We start from the raw sequence: 18,378 nt of genomic DNA, 5'->3' as shown, positions 1-18,378 counted from the left end.
GTCGCTATTCCCTTTCGCACCAATCTGTAGGGGGACGGAACTGACAAGTACTGTTAGTATAAACGTTAGTCATGCCGTTTGTCGATAATTTTCTCGTAGACTGTCCGGAGTGTGGGAGCAAAGACTGGGATAATCAGCAATCGCACTTCGAGTGTCGAAGATGTGGTCTCGAAGCGGACCCTCAACAGGTACTGAAAGGGCCTGCTGCCGGAGCAAAAGACGCGTTCACCGGAGAGTCGTCGAATCGGAACAAGATGTACCAGTCGTACTCCGATGACCTCCGGAACCGAATCGAGGACAAAGAAGCGGAAGGGTGGGAGGTGCTGGAACTGGAGTGCGACCGCGTCGTGATGGGCCAGCCGAAAAAAGCGGGAATCATCCGTCATTTGGTGATGTTCATTTTGACAGGGTGGTGGACGCTCGGGTTCGGAAACGCGGCGTACCACGAACACAAGAAGCGGCAGTATGAGAAAACCGTGCTTCGGGAGAACAAACAAACGAGCGTGGAGCAAGAATCCCCCGCGGAGAAAGAACCAGCGGACGCCCTTCGGACCCTGGAGGAATTGCGTGAGGAAGGGCTGCTTTCCGAGGCGGAGTACGAATCAAAGAGAGAAGATATTATTCAAAACCTCTGAGGGGACGGGTTGAACCTGACGAGAAGCGTAACGATGGGGGGGAGGGGTAAGCACACGAATGACGGTTTCGAGCGCACGTTTTGGTAAGTCGGCTCGCGCGATTGGGTTGATTTTGACTGCATTTTTGCGCTCTCCCGACTGCCCACCGTTCGAAAACAGACAGACAACGCCACACGAGATGAACAACGCGGGGACCGGCCCGATGGGGCCGCTGCTCAGAGCACTTCCAAGTAGTCCTCGATGACCTCGCGCTCGCCCGCATCGAGATCGAACAGGTCGTACACGGCATCATCAATCTTGGCTTCCAGCGCCTCTATGTCCGTCTCCGCAACCCGACTGCGGTCTGCTTCGGGCCGACCGAGAAGCGTCTGTACGCCCGCATCACTCCGCGGGACCGGATTCGACCCTCGTCAGAACGATCGGCCTCACGTCGTTCGGCCGCCGCAGCTTGTCCGGTTCGAATCCGCTCTTGCTCCCTCACTCGTTTTTTCCGCTACGCTCGAAAACTCGCTCAGTGCGCGGGACCGGATTCGAACCGGCGGACCTCTACAGGACAGCGTCCTAAGCGCTGCGCCGTTGGCCTAGCTTGGCTACCCGCGCTCACCTCTCGATTTTTCCGATTCGAGTAAGAACCTGTCGATCCGTGTTACTCGTGTGTGACCGGCTCTTCGGGCGACCAGTCCGGAGGAACGATAAATGTCACGTGCTCCGGATCGCGAAGCTGGTGGAGTTCTGCCGCCTGTTCGGCTAGCGATCGATCTCGGTACGGCATTTCGAGACCACAACCGGTACAGACGAGTTTGCACGTTGGTTCTTTCATGAGACGGACGCAGGCCACGGGCTGACAGCACGGGACGGGCGTCGCTCCAGCGTAAGCGCTTCACCCGTTTAAGTAGCCGTCTCCTAGTGAAACCGGGCGTGAACGGCCGATTCGCTGAGTCGTTCGTATCTGAACGTTGCCCCGTCTAGCACACCATTGGACACCGTTTCACGGAGCCACTCGAGGGGCGGCCATCGACGGTTACGCTCTTCGCCCGCACGGGAACGGTGGACCGTAGGTTTATCCGCAATGGCAAGAGAGTCCACGGTATGTATAGCGCCCGAGACCGCGTCGAATACGAACCGTGGCTCGACGAACTCGAGCGGATTGCCGATCGGCTCGATCTCTCTGCCGAGGCGCGATCGTGCGCGGTCGATCTCTTTCTTGCGGACGTTCCGGACGCTGACCGATCAAAACGGGCCGTTCTGGCCGCCAGTCTCTACGCCGGATCGCTCGTCGCGGGCGACGGCCGGACGCAGGGCGCGGTTGCTGACGCAGCCGACGTCTCTCGACTCTCGATACAGTCGCGCTGGAAAGACCTTCTCGAGTCGGCGGGTCTCGAACCACCCCGCTGGTAGCGATCGTTTCACTGGTCAGCGAGTCGCTTACCGGCGTAACTGTAGAATACGCTTGCAAAACTGCGCGGACAGTCCGCGGTATTGAACGGACGGGGTGGCCGTCGAGGGCTGTCGGACCGTCTGTTACGGCGCGGTGTACCGTGTTCCCGGTGATCGTCGCCCCTGCCGGGCGATCGCCGGTTACAGATCACGATGGACGTACGACACGACGAAGGTGGCACGTGGCCCGAGGGGAGCGTTCGACTCGGACACCGGGACCCGATCACGACGGCTCGAGTCGCCGTCAGGAATCCTCTGATTGCAGGTTTCCGTGTTCGTCGATTTCGCCCGCCACGATTCGAGTGCTCGAAATGATGTCGTCGTCTTCGGCCAGAACGTGTGGCACGACGACGACTTCGAGCGGGTCGTGACCGCGTTCACGCCGAATCTCGTTGATCCGTTCGCCGCCGTCGCGCGTCTCCGGCGAGACGACGAGATACTCGAACTGCGGTTCGGTCGCGATGCCGGTCGGTTCGTCGAGTTTGCGGACTTCGAATTCCCGATCAGAGGCCGCGGCAAGTGGGTCGAGTTCTGTCTCGAGACGGCGTTTTCGCTCGTCGAACGATCGCACCCGTCGCTCGACGTGTCGCGTTTTCGGCGCGAGAGTGTCGCTGGTTAAGCCGACGGTCACGTCTCCGAGTTCGAACGCCCGTTCGAACAGCCGTCGGTGACCGTCGTGGACGGGGTCGAACGTCCCACCAAGCGCGACGTCCATATCCCACCCCAGTTCCGCAGTGCGTATAAAACGGTCGAATCGAGGAGTGACACCCGATCGAGTTCCCTGCCACCACTGCCGGGGTTCGACAGCTGTCGAATGTCCCCTTCGCATTGTTTTTAGTCCTGCCCCGCACTGTCCCCCGTATGGGACTAGACGAGGACTCACTGGAGTATCACCGGACGGACCCGCCCGGAAAGATCGAAATCTCGACGACGAAGCCGACGAACACGCAGCGCGATCTGTCACTCGCGTACTCACCCGGCGTTGCAGCCCCCTGTATGGAAATCGACGCCGACGAGACGGATGCCTACACGTACACGGCCAAGGGGAACCTCGTGGGCGTCGTCTCGAACGGCTCTGCCGTGTTAGGACTCGGCAATATCGGCGCACAGGCGTCCAAACCCGTCATGGAGGGGAAAGGTGTCCTGTTCAAGCGCTTTGCGGACATCGACGTTTTCGATATCGAACTCGACGAAGCCGACCCCGACAAACTCGTCGAAGCGGTGAAAATGATGGAACCGACCTTCGGCGGCGTCAATCTCGAAGACATCAAAGCGCCCGAGTGTTTCACCGTCGAGGAACGCCTCCGCGAGGAGATCGATATCCCCGTCTTCCACGACGACCAGCACGGGACGGCGATCATCTCGGGTGCTGCCCTGCTCAATGCAGCGGATATCGCGGGCAAGGATCTCGAAGATCTCGAAATCACGTTCTCGGGTGCCGGCGCGAGCGCGATCGCGACGGCCCGCTTTTACGTCTCGCTCGGTTGCAAGAAAGAGAACATCACGCTGTGTGATTCCTCCGGCATTATTACGGCTGAACGAGCCGAACGCGGCGAGGTAAACGAGTACAAGCGGCAGTTCGCCCGCGACGCTCCCGGAGGCAACCTCGCGGACGCCCTGGAAGGCGCGGACGTCTTCGTCGGTCTCTCGATCGGCGGCATCGTCTCTCAGGAGATGGTCCAGTCGATGGCCGACGACCCGATCGTCTTCGCGATGGCCAACCCGGACCCCGAAATCGGCTACGAGGAGGCGAAGGCGGCTCGCGACGACGACGTCATCATGGCCACGGGACGCTCGGACTACCCGAATCAGGTCAACAACGTGCTCGGCTTCCCGTTCATCTTCCGCGGGGCGCTCGACGTCCGCGCGACCGAGATCAACGAGGACATGAAGGTCGCCTGCGCCGAGGCGCTGGCGGAACTCGCCCGGCAGGACGTTCCCGACGCGGTCGTCAAGGCCTACGGCGACGACCCGATCCAGTACGGTCCCGACTACATCATCCCGAAACCGGTCGACCCGCGGGTGCTGTTCCGGGTTGCTCCGTCGATCGCGGAAGCCGCGATGGAGTCCGGCGCTGCCCGGACCGAGATCGATCTCGATGCCTACGCGGAGGAACTCGAGGCGCGACTGGGAAAATCCCGCGAGATGATGCGCGTCGTTCTCAACAAGGCCAAGAGCGATCCCAAGACGGTCGCGCTCGCGGAGGGCGAAAACGAGAAGATGATCCGGGCGGCCTACCAGATCCAGGAACAGGGGATCGCACTCCCCGTCCTGATCGGCGACGAGGGCGAGATCCGCCAGACGGCGGCGAATCTCGGTCTGGACTTCGATCCGCAGGTCGCGGATCCGTCTGTCGGTGATTACGAAGCCTACGCCGAACGCCTCCACGAACTGCGCCAGCGAAAGGGAATCACGCGATCGGAGGCGGGCGAACTCGTCGAACGCGACTCGAACTATTTCGGCAGCGTAATGGTCGAACAGGGAGACGCAGACGCCCTCCTGACGGGACTTTCCCACCATTACCCCTCGGCGCTGCGGCCACCCCTGCAGGTGATCGGCACCGACGAGGACGTCGACTACGCGGCGGGGGTCTACATGCTCACGTTCAAGAACCGCGTGATATTCGTGGCTGACGCGACGGTCAATCAGGCTCCCGACGAGGACGTGCTCGCGGAGGTGACCAAACAGACCGGGAAACTGGCCCGCCGATTCAACGTCGAACCGCGCGCGGCACTGTTATCATACTCGAACTTCGGCAGCGTCGACAACGAGGGGACGCGAAAGCCCCGGCGTGCAGCCCGGATGCTTCAGGACGATCCCGAAGTCGACTTTCCGGTCGACGGAGAGATGCAAGCCGACACGGCGGTCGTCGAGGACATCCTCGAGGGAACGTACGGCTTCTCCGAACTCGACGATCCCGCGAACGTGCTCGTCTTCCCGAACCTCGAGTCGGGGAACATCGGCTACAAACTCCTCCAGCGACTCGGGGGCGCGGACGCGATCGGACCCATGCTCGTCGGGATGGACAAACCGGTCCACGTTCTCCAGCGCGGCGACGAAGTCAAAGACATCGTGAACCTGGCCGGCGTGGCAGTCGTCGACGCCCAGCAGGAGTAAGCCCCGGTCACACGCTCTCTGAGGCTGGCCGAGCGCTAATCGCTGCGTTTTAGCCGCGTTCTCCCGTTGGTAGTGATAGAACTCTCGATGGGACCGCAGCATCAGTGTGGAGCGACGGATCGCGATCGAACGACCAAATCTCCGTCTCGCCGCCGTCTGCTCCGCGGTGCGGGCGCGCTCGCGGCGGCGGGATTCGCCGGTTGCGTCTCCCTTCCGAGCACCCAGGGCGATCGCATCGACGACACCGACGAGGTGTCGCTGTTCCACGGCGGCTTACAGCGACTCGGCTACTACCCCGACGTCGTCGTTCCGGACTCGGTCCGCGTCGACTGGCAGTTTCCGATCAACTACGTCGGCCACACTGCAGCCAAGTCGAGTCCAGTCCCCGCACCCGACGGCGAGACGGTTCTGTTCGCCGGCGATTCGGGATGGGTCCACGCCTACACGCCTGCAGGCGAACTCCGCTGGTCGACTCGAACCGGCGCGACCGATCTCGGCTTTCACGGCTCCGCCGCGATCGTCGGGGACACCGCGTTTATCGGCGGTTACGACGGTGACCTCTACGCGCTCGACCTCCACAGCGGCGACTTCGTCTGGCGGACTCGGTCTGGCGACCTCGACAACGCGCTCGCGATCGGGTCGAGCCCCGCCTACCACGACGGGACGCTGTACGTCGTCTCCGAGTTCGGTTCGCCCTCCTCCGCGGCGGTCTGGGCGATCGATCCGGAAACCGGCGACCCGACCTGGAGCGACGATCGAATGTGGGGACAGGCCCATCCGTCGCCCACGATCGATCTCGAGGCGGGCCGGATGCTCGTCGGCTCGAACGACGGCGTCGTCTACTGCTGGACGTTTCCCGAACTCGAGTTCGTCTGGTCGTTCGAGGCCAACGCCGACGGCGAGCAGCGAGAGGGCGGCGCGTTTCAGGCGGGCGCGGAAATCAAGGGAACGACTGCCGCCCACGACGGCTACGGCTACGTCGGCTCCTGGGACGAGAATTTCTACTGCCTGGATCTCGAGGACGGGTCGGTCGAGTGGCTCTTCGAGACGAACGGCGCGATCATGTCGAACCCCGCCGTCGACGTCGATTCAGATGTCGTCTACATGGGGAGCGACGACCGCACCGTCTACGCGATCGATGCGAAATCCGGCGACGAACTGTGGTCGACTACCGTTGGTGGGCGCGTCATCGGCGCGCTGACCGTCACTGCGGAAACGGTGCTCGTCGGCTCCTACGATTCGTACCTGTACGCTCTCGACAAGGAGACGGGCGATCGACGCTGGCGGGTCCAGAACCGCGGCCGCGTCACCAGCGCCCCGGTTCCGGTCGGCGATCGAATATACTACGCCGAGCGCGCCAGAGTCTCGAACTACGACGACGACACCGAGACGACACTCGACCAACCCGGCCACGCCTACTGTCTGGTCGCGGACGAATAGTTGCGATCGGAATACGGTTTTCGTGGCCGATAAGCGTTTACGTTATCATGAGTATCCTCGTGTATGTCACGATGGGGGGCCAAGCACGCGATAGACGAGCGTGCCGTGACGATTCAGATCGGAGCAGTCCTCCTGCTTGCGATCGCATTTTCGGCACTCGCCCTCTATCAGGTCAATGCGGTTCCCGAACAGAATCAACGGGTCGAGATCGACCACAACGATCGTGTGACGGGCGATCTTCTCGAGTTGCGGGATTCGATTCGGAATACGGGATCGACGGGCGGCTCACAGGGAGTACCGATTGAACTCGGGACGCAGTATGAGTCGCGACTTACCGCTGTTAACCCGCCACATCCGACGGGGACGATTCGGACGGTCGAGTCAGAGTCGAACGTGACGATCGAGGAATCGGACGGAAGCGAACACGAGTTCGAAACTCGGTATCTGGTGTACGAACCCGATTACAACGAGTACGACAGTGCGCCGCGAACCGTCATCGAACACTCGTTCGTCTACAACCAGTTCGATGGTTCGAACATTTCGGTTGGGGACCAGCAGTTGATCGGCAGCGAAGGAATTTCGTTGATTCTCCTTGACGGGGAACTCCAAGAAAGTACGGCCGGAACGGCGTCGGTAAGTATCGAATCGCTCGATCAGGTGCGAACGAAGACGCTCGAGGAAGACACGGAGATTACGCTACCGACCTACAGTGTCGAGCGTTGGGAGGCAGAACTCAACGAAACTGACGGCGTGAGATACGACGACTCTACAAGCGGCAACGGCGAGGTAAGGATTGTTCTCGAGGAAGACTTCGTACTTGAGATTGCCCGTGTCGGCGTTGGGAGTGGTGGCAGTTCGAGCGACGACTTTACGATCGGTGAGGAACGGGGTGCCGATGACGGATCCGATGGTGGCGGGGGGGCGTACGACGTCGAGTGGAACACATCTGCATTCGAGAGTTCAGATGGTGACGTCTCGTGTGACGAGGAAGAATGTACCTTTACAGAGTTCCAGGATGGCGACGAGGTGACCGTCGCGATCGAAACTGATCCCGCAGTCGACGGCGCGTCGGTCGAGTACGCGACGGGAGACAGTTCCATCGCCACGTTCACTGATCCCGACGGTGACGGAACGACGGCGGACGGTACAAACAGTACGACACTCGATATTTTGGACGAGGGTGACGTCGATCTGTTTGCGTCTAGCGGCGGAAACGGCGATCGGATTCCGATTATGATCGAGTTGATCGAGAGTTCATATTTCGAGATTACGGACATCGAGACGAACGAGCCTGTCGCTGAAGGTGATGATCTCGAAGTGGACGTGACAGTCAAAAACGTCGGTACCGAAAGCGATACGCAGGACGTTACCTTCGATCTCGAGGATAGTGGAGGGAGTATCGAAATAAGTGACCAGAAGCAGTTCGATCTCGATCCGGATGGTGTCGATACGCAGACGTTCGCGTGGGAAACCGAATCCGGCGACGAGGGTGAGTACACGGCGAACGTCGCCACTGAGAACGATACCGCAACGCGGGACGATATTAGGGTCGTGAGCGAGAAGGCGGACATCGACATCACCGACGTCACCGGCCTCACCGACCAGAACGGCGGACACAACTACGAAGCCGAAATCATCGTTGAAGAGACCAACGATGTTGAGACAGAGAATCTCGATGTCGAGCTTGTGATCCGGGATGACGATGACTCGATCGTCTACGACCAGACGAGAGACGCAACCGAGATCAGCGGTACGACGACGACCGTCGAGTTCAACGATATCGGAACGCTCGACGCTGGTGACTACACGTACACGGTGTCGGCCGATGCGGACAATGCGAACACCGCTCAGTTCGAGGACGGACTCGTGGTCGAAGGGACCGATATCACGGTTTTCGCCACCAGTGCAGACTTCGATAACAATGATGGAATCGTGGCCGACTTCACGGTAACGGCAGACGGCGGCATCAGCTACGATTTCGATGTCTCGCTGGACGAGCAGGGCTGGTGGCGAGCGACAGATATCACGGTCGACGGAAACGAGTTCATACTTTCCGATGGGGCAGCCGACCAGATCAGCAACAACGAACAGGTTGATCTACTCGATACGACCAACTACGATACTGTTGATGAGGAGTTCATTCAGACCGTCCGGGAGGAGGTCGGCCCCGACGCAACCGTCACAGCGGTCAACAATCAGGGAAGCGCAACTCTCGATGTCGAACTTCGGAACAGGTGATTGACAGCACGAGTGTCAATTACGGATCGACTCGTACGAGGTCGTTCGGAGTGATATAGACGATCGTCGAAGCACTAAACAACAATACCATATAGCTCCGGCAATAGTCACCACCTATGACAGCAGTCGGGATCGATGCGATCGAGATCTGGACGGGGAATCTCAAACTGGATTTGCCCGGCACGTTCGCGCCGGCGAAGGGTGAAGACCCGGAGAAATATACGAAAGGGCTCGGACTGACGGCCAGTTCGTTTCCCGACAGTTACGAGGACATCGTCACGATGGGAGCGAACGCGGCTCATCGGTTGATGGAGCGCAAAGGGCTCGAACCCGACGATGTCGGGCGGATCGACGTCGCGACGGAGAGCGCCTTCGACAACTCGAAACCGGTTTCGACGTACGTCGCAGGCTGTCTCGAGCAGGTCTACGACGGCGACTTTCACCACGCCAACAAGGGCGAGCGGAAGTTCGCCTGCATCGCGGGCACCCAGAGCCTCGACGACGCCTACAACTGGATTCGCGCGGGACGAAACCGCGGCCGCGGCGCGCTCGTGATCGCGACCGACACCGCACTGTACGCTCGCGGCGACGCCGGGGAAGCGACGCAGGGAGCGGGCGCAGTCGCGATGTACATCTCCGAAGACCCCGATCTCGTCGAACTTTCGACCGAGCAGGGCTACGGCTCGGCCGACGAGACCGACTTCCTCAAGCCCAACCAGCAGTTCCCGAGCGTCGACGGCAAACGATCCGTGCAGGTGTATCTCGCACGGATGCGCGAAGCACTCGAAGACTACGAGAGCGTCGCGGGCGACGTCCATCCCGACGATCTGGTGTTCGCGCCGTTCCACACGCCGTTCCCCGGCATGGTCCGGAAGGCCGCGATGCTCGCCTACCGCCACATCACGCGCGACACCGCGATCGAAGAGGAACTCGCGGAAGAAATCGGTCGCCAACCGCGTGCCGAAGCGTTCGAGACCGAAGAGGAGTTCCACGACGCCGTCCGGGAGTACATGGACGCACTCAAAGAAACCGACCAGTACCAGGAGTGGTACGCGGCGACGATCGAGCCCACGCTGACGATCTCGCGCGAGGTCGGAAACTGGTACACGGGGTCCGTCCACGTTGCTCGCGTGAGCGCACTCAAGACGGCGCGGGAAGACGGGCGGGACCTGACCGGCGAGCAACTCCTCGTTGGCTCCTACGGAAGCGGTGCACAGGCCGAAATTCACGCTGAAACCCTCCAGGAGGGATGGGAAGCGGAGATCGAGGCGTTGAACGTCGACGAGCAACTCGCGGCCCGGTACGATATCTCCTGGGAGGACTACGAGGAGATCCACGACGTTCACAACCACGAGATGGACGTCGACGTCGAGGAGTTCACGACGCCCGAGGCGGAGTTCGTTTTCGACGGCTGGGGCCGAATGGGCGAGCGAAAGTACCGGTACGTGGAGTAGCGCCCGCTTCGCCACCGAAAGTGACCGCGTTACCGTCCAAGTCGACGGGTGTCGATCGACGAGACCCCTCTACCGATACCGACCGCTGACGGCCGGCAGTAGCGATCGTCGGCTATCGCGGAACCCAGTCCGACCCTGGAATAGTTTAATGGGCATGAACAAGTGAGACTATGGTCAACGATGCCCCTTCGACAGGGTGGGTTTCGGAACGGACGGGACTGACGGTACTCGCGGTTGTAGGCGTCGCCCTCGCGGCGCTGATCATCCTGCCGTACCTTCAGTACGTGCTTCTCGGCGTCGTGCTCGCGTACATTTTCATGCCCGCACAGCGGCGGCTCGAGACGATTGTGCGACCGATGGTGGCGGCGCTACTGCTCGTCGTCGTCGCGATTCTGGCGATTTTACTGCCGACGATGTACGTGCTCGCGATCGCGCTCCGACAGGCCCTCGAGGTCATCACGGCGATTCAGGAGGGCACCCTGAACGCCACTGACGTCGAGCAACGACTCGAAACGATCGGCATGGCCATCGATCTGGGCGATCTGTACGCAACCTACCAGGAGCCGATCGGAACGGCGTTACAGGGGCTTGCGACTTCTGGAATCGGGTTCGTGACCGGAGTGCCCGGCATTCTCATCGGACTGACGGTGACATTGTTCGTCCTTTTTGCGCTGTTGCGCGACGGTGACCAGCTCGTGGCGTGGCTTCGTGAGGTCGTCCCGATCGAAGACGACCTGCAACGGGAACTGCTGGCGGGGCTGGACCAACTGATGTGGGCTTCGGTCGTCGGCAACGTGGCCGTGGCGGCGATCCAGGCCGTACTGCTCGGCATCGGGCTGGCGCTACTCGACGTTCCCGCAGTCGTCTTCCTCACGGTCGCGACGTTCGTCCTCGCTCTCCTCCCGCTGGTCGGTGCGTTCGGGGTCTGGATCCCGGTATCGGGTTACCTCCTCGCGATCGGTCAGTTCGTGCCAGCCGCCATCCTCGTCGCCTACGGGTCGCTCGTCAGCGCTTCCGATACGTACCTGCGGCCGGCACTGATCGGAAAAACGGGGGCGTTCAACTCCGCGATCATCGTCGTCGGGATCTTCGGCGGTCTCATCGTCTTCGGTGCCGTTGGTCTCTTTATCGGACCGGTCGTCCTCGGCGGTGCCAAGATCACGCTGGATCTGTTCGCCCGCGAGCGATCGACGGCGATCGAGGACACCGACCGCGACGAGGACCGCGCCGAACCGGACGACGACTCCGTCGGTGCCGAGGGGGACGCCGCGATCGACACCGATCCGGACACTGGCATTCGGTCCGAATCCGGCGCGGACGCCGATGGGGTGCCGACGGACGATCGATCGGCGTCCGAACAGCAGACGACTGACGGGGCGACGGACGAGGGCGACCGAGCGGGCGACGGGGAGTCCGACCAGAAAACCCAGACGAACACCGACGGCTCCGGATCGTAATCAGTCGTTCTTCCAGTCACCCGGATCCACGGCGTGGATCCGCCTTTCGCCCAACGCTGGCCGGGAAACAACGCGACGGTGGTCACGGTGAGAAAGAAGATCACGAGTCCGGCAGCGACGAAATAGCCGTGTATTCCCGGTAATTCAGCTGCCTCCGTCCAGCGCTGTTCGGGGGTAAACAGGGAGAGCTTGAACCCCCACGCGATCCCGGTGACGGCAAATAGCAACCCGTAGACGCGTCGAATGCGCCGAGACAGCGCCTCCATGGCCGACACTTTGAACGTCGGGTTCCGGAGATCGTCGCTCAGTTCCTCGCGCCAGTACGGATGCTCGACGCCGACCAGTTTGAGGGCGTTCGCGAACACGTTCTCTTGAACGAATCGAACGCGAGCGCGCCAGTGGTCGTAAAAGCGGTACCGCCGGACTTCCTAAAACAGGAAGATACAGAGGGTAAACAGACCGATCAGTAGGAGGAACGCTGGCATTTCGGGACTCGAAAAGACCAGCGACGACAGCGCTGCCAGCAGCGCGATCGCCCAGTCGGTCGTTCGATCGATCCGGTCCTGTGCGCTGTTCACCTGGCTGATCTCACCACGGTAGAAATGGGGCAACACGGCGAGAACGTCGTCGGTGTCGGTCGCGATTTCCGCACCGGTTTCCTGATCCTCCCGATCGAGTGGTGGGTCGGATCCGTCGCTGGTCATTTGAGAACCTCCCTCGACCGGCCGTATCGAAATTCGTGTGGCGACTGCAGGCGAATCACATCGATCGTTCGCGAAGGGGTGCGTTCATTATCCTCTGTCCGTTACCCATGAGTAACGTGTCTCGGATCGAACGCTGTCGGCGGCGATTTCGCGGGCAAGGAGTACGAGGACCATTCGACCCGGATCCGGACCCGACCTAAGTATGTACGGAACAGATACGACGGGGAGCCCGTACGCACCCCACACGGACGACGAACGGGCGGCGATGCTCGAGGCGATCGGCGTCGAAACAGTCGACGACCTCTTCGACATCCCTCCAGCGATTCGGTTCGAAGACGAGTTCGATATCGAATCGCGAACGGAACGGGAAACGCGGCGGATGGTCCGATCGATTCTCGGACGGAACGACGACCTGACGGAGCTACTCGGGCGAGGCCACTACGGCTACTACGTCCCGTCGCTCGTCGACCACCTCGCGGATCGATCGGAGTTTCTCACCTCCTACACCCAGTACCAGCCCGAAGTCTCCCAGGGATTCCTGCAGGCACTGTTCGAGTACCAGTCGCTGCTGGTCGAACTTACGGGACTCGAGGTCGCAAACTGCTCGATGTACGACGCCGCGACGGCGCTCGGTGAGGCGGCAACGCTCGCTGATCGCGTCCGCGACACGAGCGGCCACCGCGTCCTCGTGCCGGAACTTCTGCTCGAAGGGCGACGCAGCACGCTCGAAAACTACGTCGCCGGTACCGACCTCACGATCGCGGAGTATCCGACCGACGACGGCATCGTCGACTACGACGCACTCGCGACCGCTGTCGACGACGAGACCGTGATGATCTACGCCGAGAACCCGACCGTCCGCGGCACGATCGAAAAACGACTCGCAGAGATCGGTGACCTGGCCGCCGACACGGACGCCCTGTTCGTCCTCGGCTCGGACCCGATCGCCCTCTCGCTACTGCAGCGGCCAGCGGACGTCGGTGCCGACGTAGTCGTCGGTGACGCGAGCGTCCTCGGAATGCCCGCAAGCTACGGGATGGGGCTTGGCCTGTTTGCGTGCCGTGAGGCGTACCTTCGACAGGTCCCCGGCCGTCTCGTCGGGGCAAGCGAGGACGCGACCGATCGCCGCGTCTACACGCTCACCCTCCAGACCCGCGAACAACACATCCGGCGAGAGCGGGCGACGAGTAACATCTGTACGAATCAGGCCTGGGTCGCGCTCCGAACCGCGATGCACGCCGCTTCGCTCGGCCCGACCGGCATGGTCGACCTCGCGAAACGAGGTGTCACGCGCGCCGAGGACCTCGCTGAGCGACTCGACGACCTCGTCGGCGTCAAAGCACCGATCCACGACCGACACCACCTTCGGGAGTTCGTCGCCCACGTCGATCAGCCGGCCCCGGCGATCGCAGACGACCTCGAGACCCGCGGCTTCGCGGTCCACGTCGTCGGAGAGCACCGAATTCAGGTGTGCGTTGCCGGCGTTCCCGACGAGAAGATCGACGCCTTCGTCAGTGCGTTCCGCGAGGTGAGTCGATGACGACCGACGGCGACAGCGGACGTTCCGACGATCGAACGGAACGCAACGACGCCGGTCTGGTCCGGTACGATCAGGCCCGGTACGTCGAAAACGGACAGTACGAACCGCTGCTCTCCGAGAAAGATCGCACCGAGGTGTCGATCGACGGCGAGGACTCCCCACTTCCCGACGAGTTGACGCGCGATTCGATCGAACTCCCGGAACTCTCAGAACCCGAACTGGCCCGCCACTACACGCGGCTCTCGCAGATGATCTACGGGATCGACAGCGGTCCCTATCCGTTGGGATCGTGTACGATGAAGTACAACCCGAAGTTCACCGAGGACGTGGCTGCGCTCCCCTCGGCGGCGATCCACCCCGATCGATCGGAGCGGTCGATTCAGGGGACGCTCGAACTCTGTTACCGGCTGCAAGACTATCTCGGCCGGATCGGCGGGATGGACGCCGTCACGCTGCAGCCACCGGCGGGCGCGGCCGGCGAGTTCGTCGGCATCCGCGTCGCCGCGGCCTATCACGAGCACAACGGTGAGGGCCACCGCGACGAAGTGATCGTCCCCGAGAGCGCCCACGGGACCAACTTCGCGACGGCCGCACTCGGCGGGTACGACGTCGTTTCGCTGCCGAGTGACGACGAGGGGCGGGTCGATCTCGAGGCACTCGAGGCGGCGCTCTCCGAGAACACGGCCGCGTTGATGCTCACGAACCCGAACACGCTCGGTCTCTTCGAGCGCGACATCACCGAAATCGCCGCGATGGTCCACGACGTCGGCGGTTTGCTCTACTACGACGGGGCGAACCTGAACGCCCTCCTCGGGCGCGCTCGACCCGGCGACATGGGATTCGACGCGATGCACTACAACGTCCACAAGACGTTCGCCACCCCCCACGGCGGCGGCGGACCCGGTGCCGGACCCGTCGGCGTCGTGGACGAACTCGCCCCGTTCCTGCCGGCACCCAGAGTGCGCGAGCGCGAGGACGCCGGGACGAAAACGGAGCCGATCTACGAACTGTTCGATCCCGCGGAGACGATCGGCAAGGTCCACGGCTATCAGGGCAACTGGTTCGTTCTGGTCAAGACCTTCGCCTACATCGCACGGCTGGGCGATGCGGGACTGTCGGATGCCAGCGCCACGGCGGTACTCAACGCCAACTACCTCGCGAGCCAGATCGAGTACGACGTGCCCTACGAGCCGTTTCACCACGAGTTCGTCGCCAGCGCGGGCGACCAGGACGCTGCCGAGGTCGCAAAGCGGATGCTCGACTACGGCGTCCATCCGCCGACGACCAAGTGGCCCGAGATCGTTCCCGAGGCACTGATGACCGAACCGACCGAGGTCGAGAGCAAATCGACGCTCGATCGACTCGCCGCCGCGTTCAACGCGGTCGCAACGGAAGACGACGCGACGCTCGCCGACGCGCCCGAACGAACCACTGCCCGCCGAATCGATCAGACCAGCGCGGCGCGAAGTCCGCGTCTGTCCTGGCACGCGGTCGACGACGAGAAGTAGCGACAGGGACGGCCTGTGTCTTACCCGGTGACGAACGTCATCCGGTACTCGTCGCTCTCGCGATCGTACTCGAGCCAGGGAAACGAGGCGGCGACCGCATCCGGGCCTGGCCTGTCGGTTCGACTGAGTAGCGTCTCTCGCCCGGTCGACTCATCGAGGACGCCGGATCCCTGCAGACCCGCCCCGTCCTCATACTCGACGCTGGGTTTGACGGGATACTCCGTCAGGAACTCGTAGTCGCCCGGATCGACCGAGATATCGACAGTGCCCGTTCCGGACACTGACCGGGTCCTCGCGTCGATCGTCGAGCCGTTCTCGTGGGCTACCGCGAACGTGATCTCCGTTCGCTCGGAGACGGTGTACTCGAACGTCACCGTCTTCGGATAGATTCCGCGTTCCTCGGTCATCTCGGCGGTCACGCGATCGCGTTCTTCGGATTCCACAGACCACTGCTCGAACCAGTAGGCGTCGACGGTAACCGTCCTGACGGCGAGCGTCCCGTCTGCGAAGTGCCACTGACCGGTGTTGTTCTCGGCGGCTCCGACGGCGTCGTCCAGAAGCGCCTCGACTGCCGGTTCGTCCCTGCGTATCCCCCGCTCGTCGTGCGCTTCGTCGTAGGCCGCCTCGAACGGGGCTCCCCAGGTGAGATTCACGAGTCGATCGTGCTCTCGCCCCTCTCGAACCGGAACGACCGACGCGTATCGCAGGCTCGCCCGATCGGTTCCGTGCTCGTTTCGCATCGCGATCGTCGCGCCGTCGATTTTCAGTTCGTCGGCGTCGTGGTCGTAGGAGCCGCTGGCGTCGTACTGGCTAGCACCGACGCGATCGATCGTGTTCGCGGCCGCGTTGGCGTCCGGCGGCGGTCCCGATGGGAGTCCGAGCGCGAGTCCAGCCATCGCGAGGCTGACGATCGCGACCCCGAGCCAGACGTACCACGCGTCGACGGGTGCCTCCCAGTCCATGGTCCCACTGGTCTTGCGATCGTATATAAACGCGCGGCGATGCGGTCAGCGAGAGGAGGCTGCTGGCCGTCACGACCGAGGTGGTGTGAGCCCGGTATCGAGGTGCTCGAGCAGCGCGGGATGGAGCGAGCCGTTCGAGCCGAGCAGCGCCGATCGATCGTCGGTATCGAGACCGAACGCGAACGGGTCGCCGGCTTCGTCGGTGATCTCGGCACCGGCGGCCTCGGCGATGACGAGTCCGGCGGCGATGTCCCAGGGATGGGTGTCGTACTCCCAGGTCGCGTCGGCGCTGCCGTTTGCGAGATAGCACAGGTTGAGCGCGGCCGACCCGAGGCGGCGAACGCCGCGGGACTCCTGGTAGAATTGCGAGAGGAACGAGCCGTCCGGATCGTACCCCGAGAGCAGCATGCTTTCTTCGAGGTGATCCCGATCGGTCGTCTCGATCCGGGTCCCGTCTTTCGTCGCCTCGCCGCCGGCGACGGCGCTGAACAGTTCGTCGGTTTCGGGGACGTAGACGACGCCCATCACCGGCTCGCCTCGCTCGACGAGACCGATCGAAATCGAGTAGTTCGGATTGCCGTGGGCGAAGTTTCCCGAGCCGTCGAGCGGGTCGATCACCCAGGTGTACGGCGAGTCACCGCCCGTTTCGCGGCTGCTTTCCTCGGAAAAGATCGCGTGGTCGGGAAACTCGTTTCGGATGACGGTCGTAATGATTCGATCGGACTGTTGGTCGGCTTCGGTGACGATATCTGACTTGTCGCTTTTGACGTCGACGGATTCGACCTGGCCGTGGAGTTCTCTGAGCGGTTCCCCGGCCGCCTGGGCGGCCTCTCTGGCGATCGTGCGTGCGCGATCGACGGTATCGCCGGCGACTCCAGCCCGGGAGACGGTCTCCGGCCCGGCGGAAGTTGCCGGCCCGGAGACGGTGGCTGGCCTGCGGGTGGACGTCGCGACGCTCTCGCCGTCGGAACCCGGATTCGGTTCGTCGGCCTCCCGGACGTTCCAGCCGAGTTTCTTGACGATCGCGGTGAAAAAGTGATCGTCGTAGCTCGTTCGGACGACGTGAGCCAACTGATCGGCACCGGTAACGACGATCTCGTCGCGTTCGTCGAGAAGCGCGTTCGCTCGACCACCGTCGACGAGCAGACTCGCGCGGTCTCTGGTCGTGATCCGGAGGGTCGTCTCCGGCGAGAAGACGACCGGCCGGACGCCGATCTGGTGCGTGTGAAGCGGGACGAGCTGGAGCGTGTGGTTGTTGACCGGGTAGTGGACGGGACCGTCCGCAGAGAGGGAGACCCCCGTCGAACCGGTCGGCGTCGAGACGGCGACGCCCGTTCCCTCAAACTCCCCGACGTACTCGTCGTCGGCGTGAACGTCGAGCTGCGTGATCTTGCGATCGATCGGATTCTCCGGGGGGACCGCCTGGATCATCACGTCGTTGATCCCGGTCGCGTCGATGCCGGGTCCGGCAACCGAGACCTGCTGGCGGCTGTCGACCGACGCCCGGCCCCGAAGCGTCTCGTCGAGTGCGGCCTCGAGATCCTCGGGTTCGACGCGGGCGAGAAAGGAGAGTGATCCCGTATTGACGCCCAGTTGCGGGATGTTGCGGGGTGCGAAGGATTTGATCCCTTCGAGAAAGGTACCGTCGCCGCCGAGCGTGACGCCGAGGGTTGCCCGGTTCTCGTCGTGAATATCCGCGATATCGTCACCCACATCGTGCGTCGACAGTGCGATCTCCCGATCGTCGGCCCACGCGAGAAGCCGGTCGAGGGCTTCTAATCTCAGGTTCAAAGCCATACTTTTATTAGTATCGTGTCCATCGGACTGTTCATGCCGTCGACACCACGCAGCCGGATCGATGCACTTCAAGAGCGTATCACCACCGG

13 protein-coding genes, 1 tRNA gene and 1 pseudogene are annotated in these 18,378 nt (G+C 62.5%); 9 read left to right on the top strand and 6 right to left on the bottom strand.

Annotated features, from left to right (window positions below):
• Positions 1–254: 254 nt before the first annotated feature.
• On the top strand, positions 255–635 hold the full coding sequence (locus AC6I6L_RS18410; protein WP_497919228.1) for a DUF8108 domain-containing protein: 381 nt from the start codon (positions 255–257) through the stop codon (positions 633–635).
• Positions 636–1,150: 515 nt separating this feature from the next.
• On the opposite strand, the gene AC6I6L_RS18405 is transcribed toward AC6I6L_RS18410, so the two are convergent.
• Together AC6I6L_RS18405 and AC6I6L_RS18400 are read right to left on the bottom strand one after the other, a co-directional pair.
• Positions 1,151–1,235: transfer RNA gene (locus AC6I6L_RS18405), tRNA-Leu, on the bottom strand.
• Between the two features lie 46 nt (positions 1,236–1,281).
• Positions 1,282–1,455 carry a hypothetical protein gene (locus AC6I6L_RS18400; RefSeq protein WP_497919227.1) on the bottom strand — a complete coding sequence of 58 codons (174 nt, stop codon included), beginning with the start codon at positions 1,453–1,455 and terminating at the stop codon, positions 1,282–1,284.
• A gap of 269 nt (positions 1,456–1,724) precedes the next feature.
• On the opposite strand from AC6I6L_RS18400, the gene AC6I6L_RS18395 reads away from it, so the two are divergent.
• Complete coding sequence (locus tag AC6I6L_RS18395) at positions 1,725–2,033, top strand: transcription initiation factor IIB family protein (protein WP_497919226.1); 309 nt, start codon at positions 1,725–1,727, stop codon at positions 2,031–2,033.
• Between the two features lie 283 nt (positions 2,034–2,316).
• Here the strand turns inward: AC6I6L_RS18395 and AC6I6L_RS18390 are convergent, their stop codons facing one another.
• Positions 2,317–2,787 carry a phosphopantetheine adenylyltransferase gene (locus AC6I6L_RS18390; protein ID WP_497919225.1) on the bottom strand — a complete coding sequence of 157 codons (471 nt, stop codon included), beginning with the start codon at positions 2,785–2,787 and terminating at the stop codon, positions 2,317–2,319.
• Positions 2,788–2,933: 146 nt separating this feature from the next.
• Between AC6I6L_RS18390 and AC6I6L_RS18385 the strand changes: the two genes are divergently transcribed.
• The 5 genes from AC6I6L_RS18385 (at position 2,934) to AC6I6L_RS18365 (ending at position 11,778) form a co-directional block, all read left to right on the top strand.
• Positions 2,934–5,189, top strand: a complete 2,256-nt coding sequence (locus AC6I6L_RS18385) for an NADP-dependent malic enzyme (RefSeq protein WP_497919224.1) — start codon at positions 2,934–2,936, stop codon at positions 5,187–5,189.
• 87 nt (positions 5,190–5,276) lie between these two features.
• On the top strand, positions 5,277–6,629 hold the full coding sequence (locus AC6I6L_RS18380) for an outer membrane protein assembly factor BamB family protein (RefSeq protein WP_497919223.1): 1,353 nt from the start codon (positions 5,277–5,279) through the stop codon (positions 6,627–6,629).
• Between the two features lie 63 nt (positions 6,630–6,692).
• A complete protein-coding gene (locus AC6I6L_RS18375) occupies positions 6,693–8,867 on the top strand; it encodes a COG1470 family protein (RefSeq protein ID WP_497919222.1) in 2,175 nt (724 codons plus the stop codon).
• Positions 8,868–8,983: 116 nt separating this feature from the next.
• Positions 8,984–10,321: a hydroxymethylglutaryl-CoA synthase gene (hmgB, locus tag AC6I6L_RS18370; RefSeq protein WP_497919221.1), complete on the top strand. Its 1,338-nt coding sequence runs from the start codon at positions 8,984–8,986 to the stop codon at positions 10,319–10,321.
• A 170-nt stretch (positions 10,322–10,491) separates the two neighbouring features.
• A complete protein-coding gene (locus AC6I6L_RS18365; RefSeq protein WP_497919220.1) occupies positions 10,492–11,778 on the top strand; it encodes an AI-2E family transporter in 1,287 nt (428 codons plus the stop codon).
• Here AC6I6L_RS18365 and AC6I6L_RS18360 read toward each other — a convergent pair.
• Positions 11,779–12,482: pseudogene (locus AC6I6L_RS18360) on the bottom strand (DUF2270 domain-containing protein).
• Between the two features lie 202 nt (positions 12,483–12,684).
• On the opposite strand from AC6I6L_RS18360, the gene gcvPA reads away from it, so the two are divergent.
• Positions 12,685–14,022 (top strand): aminomethyl-transferring glycine dehydrogenase subunit GcvPA, encoded by a 1,338-nt coding sequence (gene gcvPA, locus AC6I6L_RS18355; RefSeq protein WP_497919219.1) that lies wholly within the window; start codon positions 12,685–12,687, stop codon positions 14,020–14,022.
• Complete coding sequence (gene gcvPB / locus AC6I6L_RS18350; RefSeq protein ID WP_497919218.1) at positions 14,019–15,530, top strand: aminomethyl-transferring glycine dehydrogenase subunit GcvPB; 1,512 nt, start codon at positions 14,019–14,021, stop codon at positions 15,528–15,530. Before gcvPA ends, gcvPB begins: the two co-directional genes overlap by 4 nt.
• Before the next feature lie 20 nt (positions 15,531–15,550).
• Here gcvPB and AC6I6L_RS18345 read toward each other — a convergent pair whose 3' ends face one another.
• Positions 15,551–16,492 carry a DUF7283 family protein gene (locus AC6I6L_RS18345; protein ID WP_497919217.1) on the bottom strand — a complete coding sequence of 314 codons (942 nt, stop codon included), beginning with the start codon at positions 16,490–16,492 and terminating at the stop codon, positions 15,551–15,553.
• A 69-nt stretch (positions 16,493–16,561) separates the two neighbouring features.
• A complete protein-coding gene (locus AC6I6L_RS18340) occupies positions 16,562–18,289 on the bottom strand; it encodes an inositol monophosphatase family protein (protein WP_497919216.1) in 1,728 nt (575 codons plus the stop codon).
• Positions 18,290–18,378: the final 89 nt, after the last annotated feature.

It is taken from the genome of Halosolutus sp. DAT137 (genome assembly GCF_059736405.1).
The sequence above is the reverse complement of the archived record's forward strand: the minus strand, read 5'-3'. Positions and strand labels throughout refer to the sequence as shown.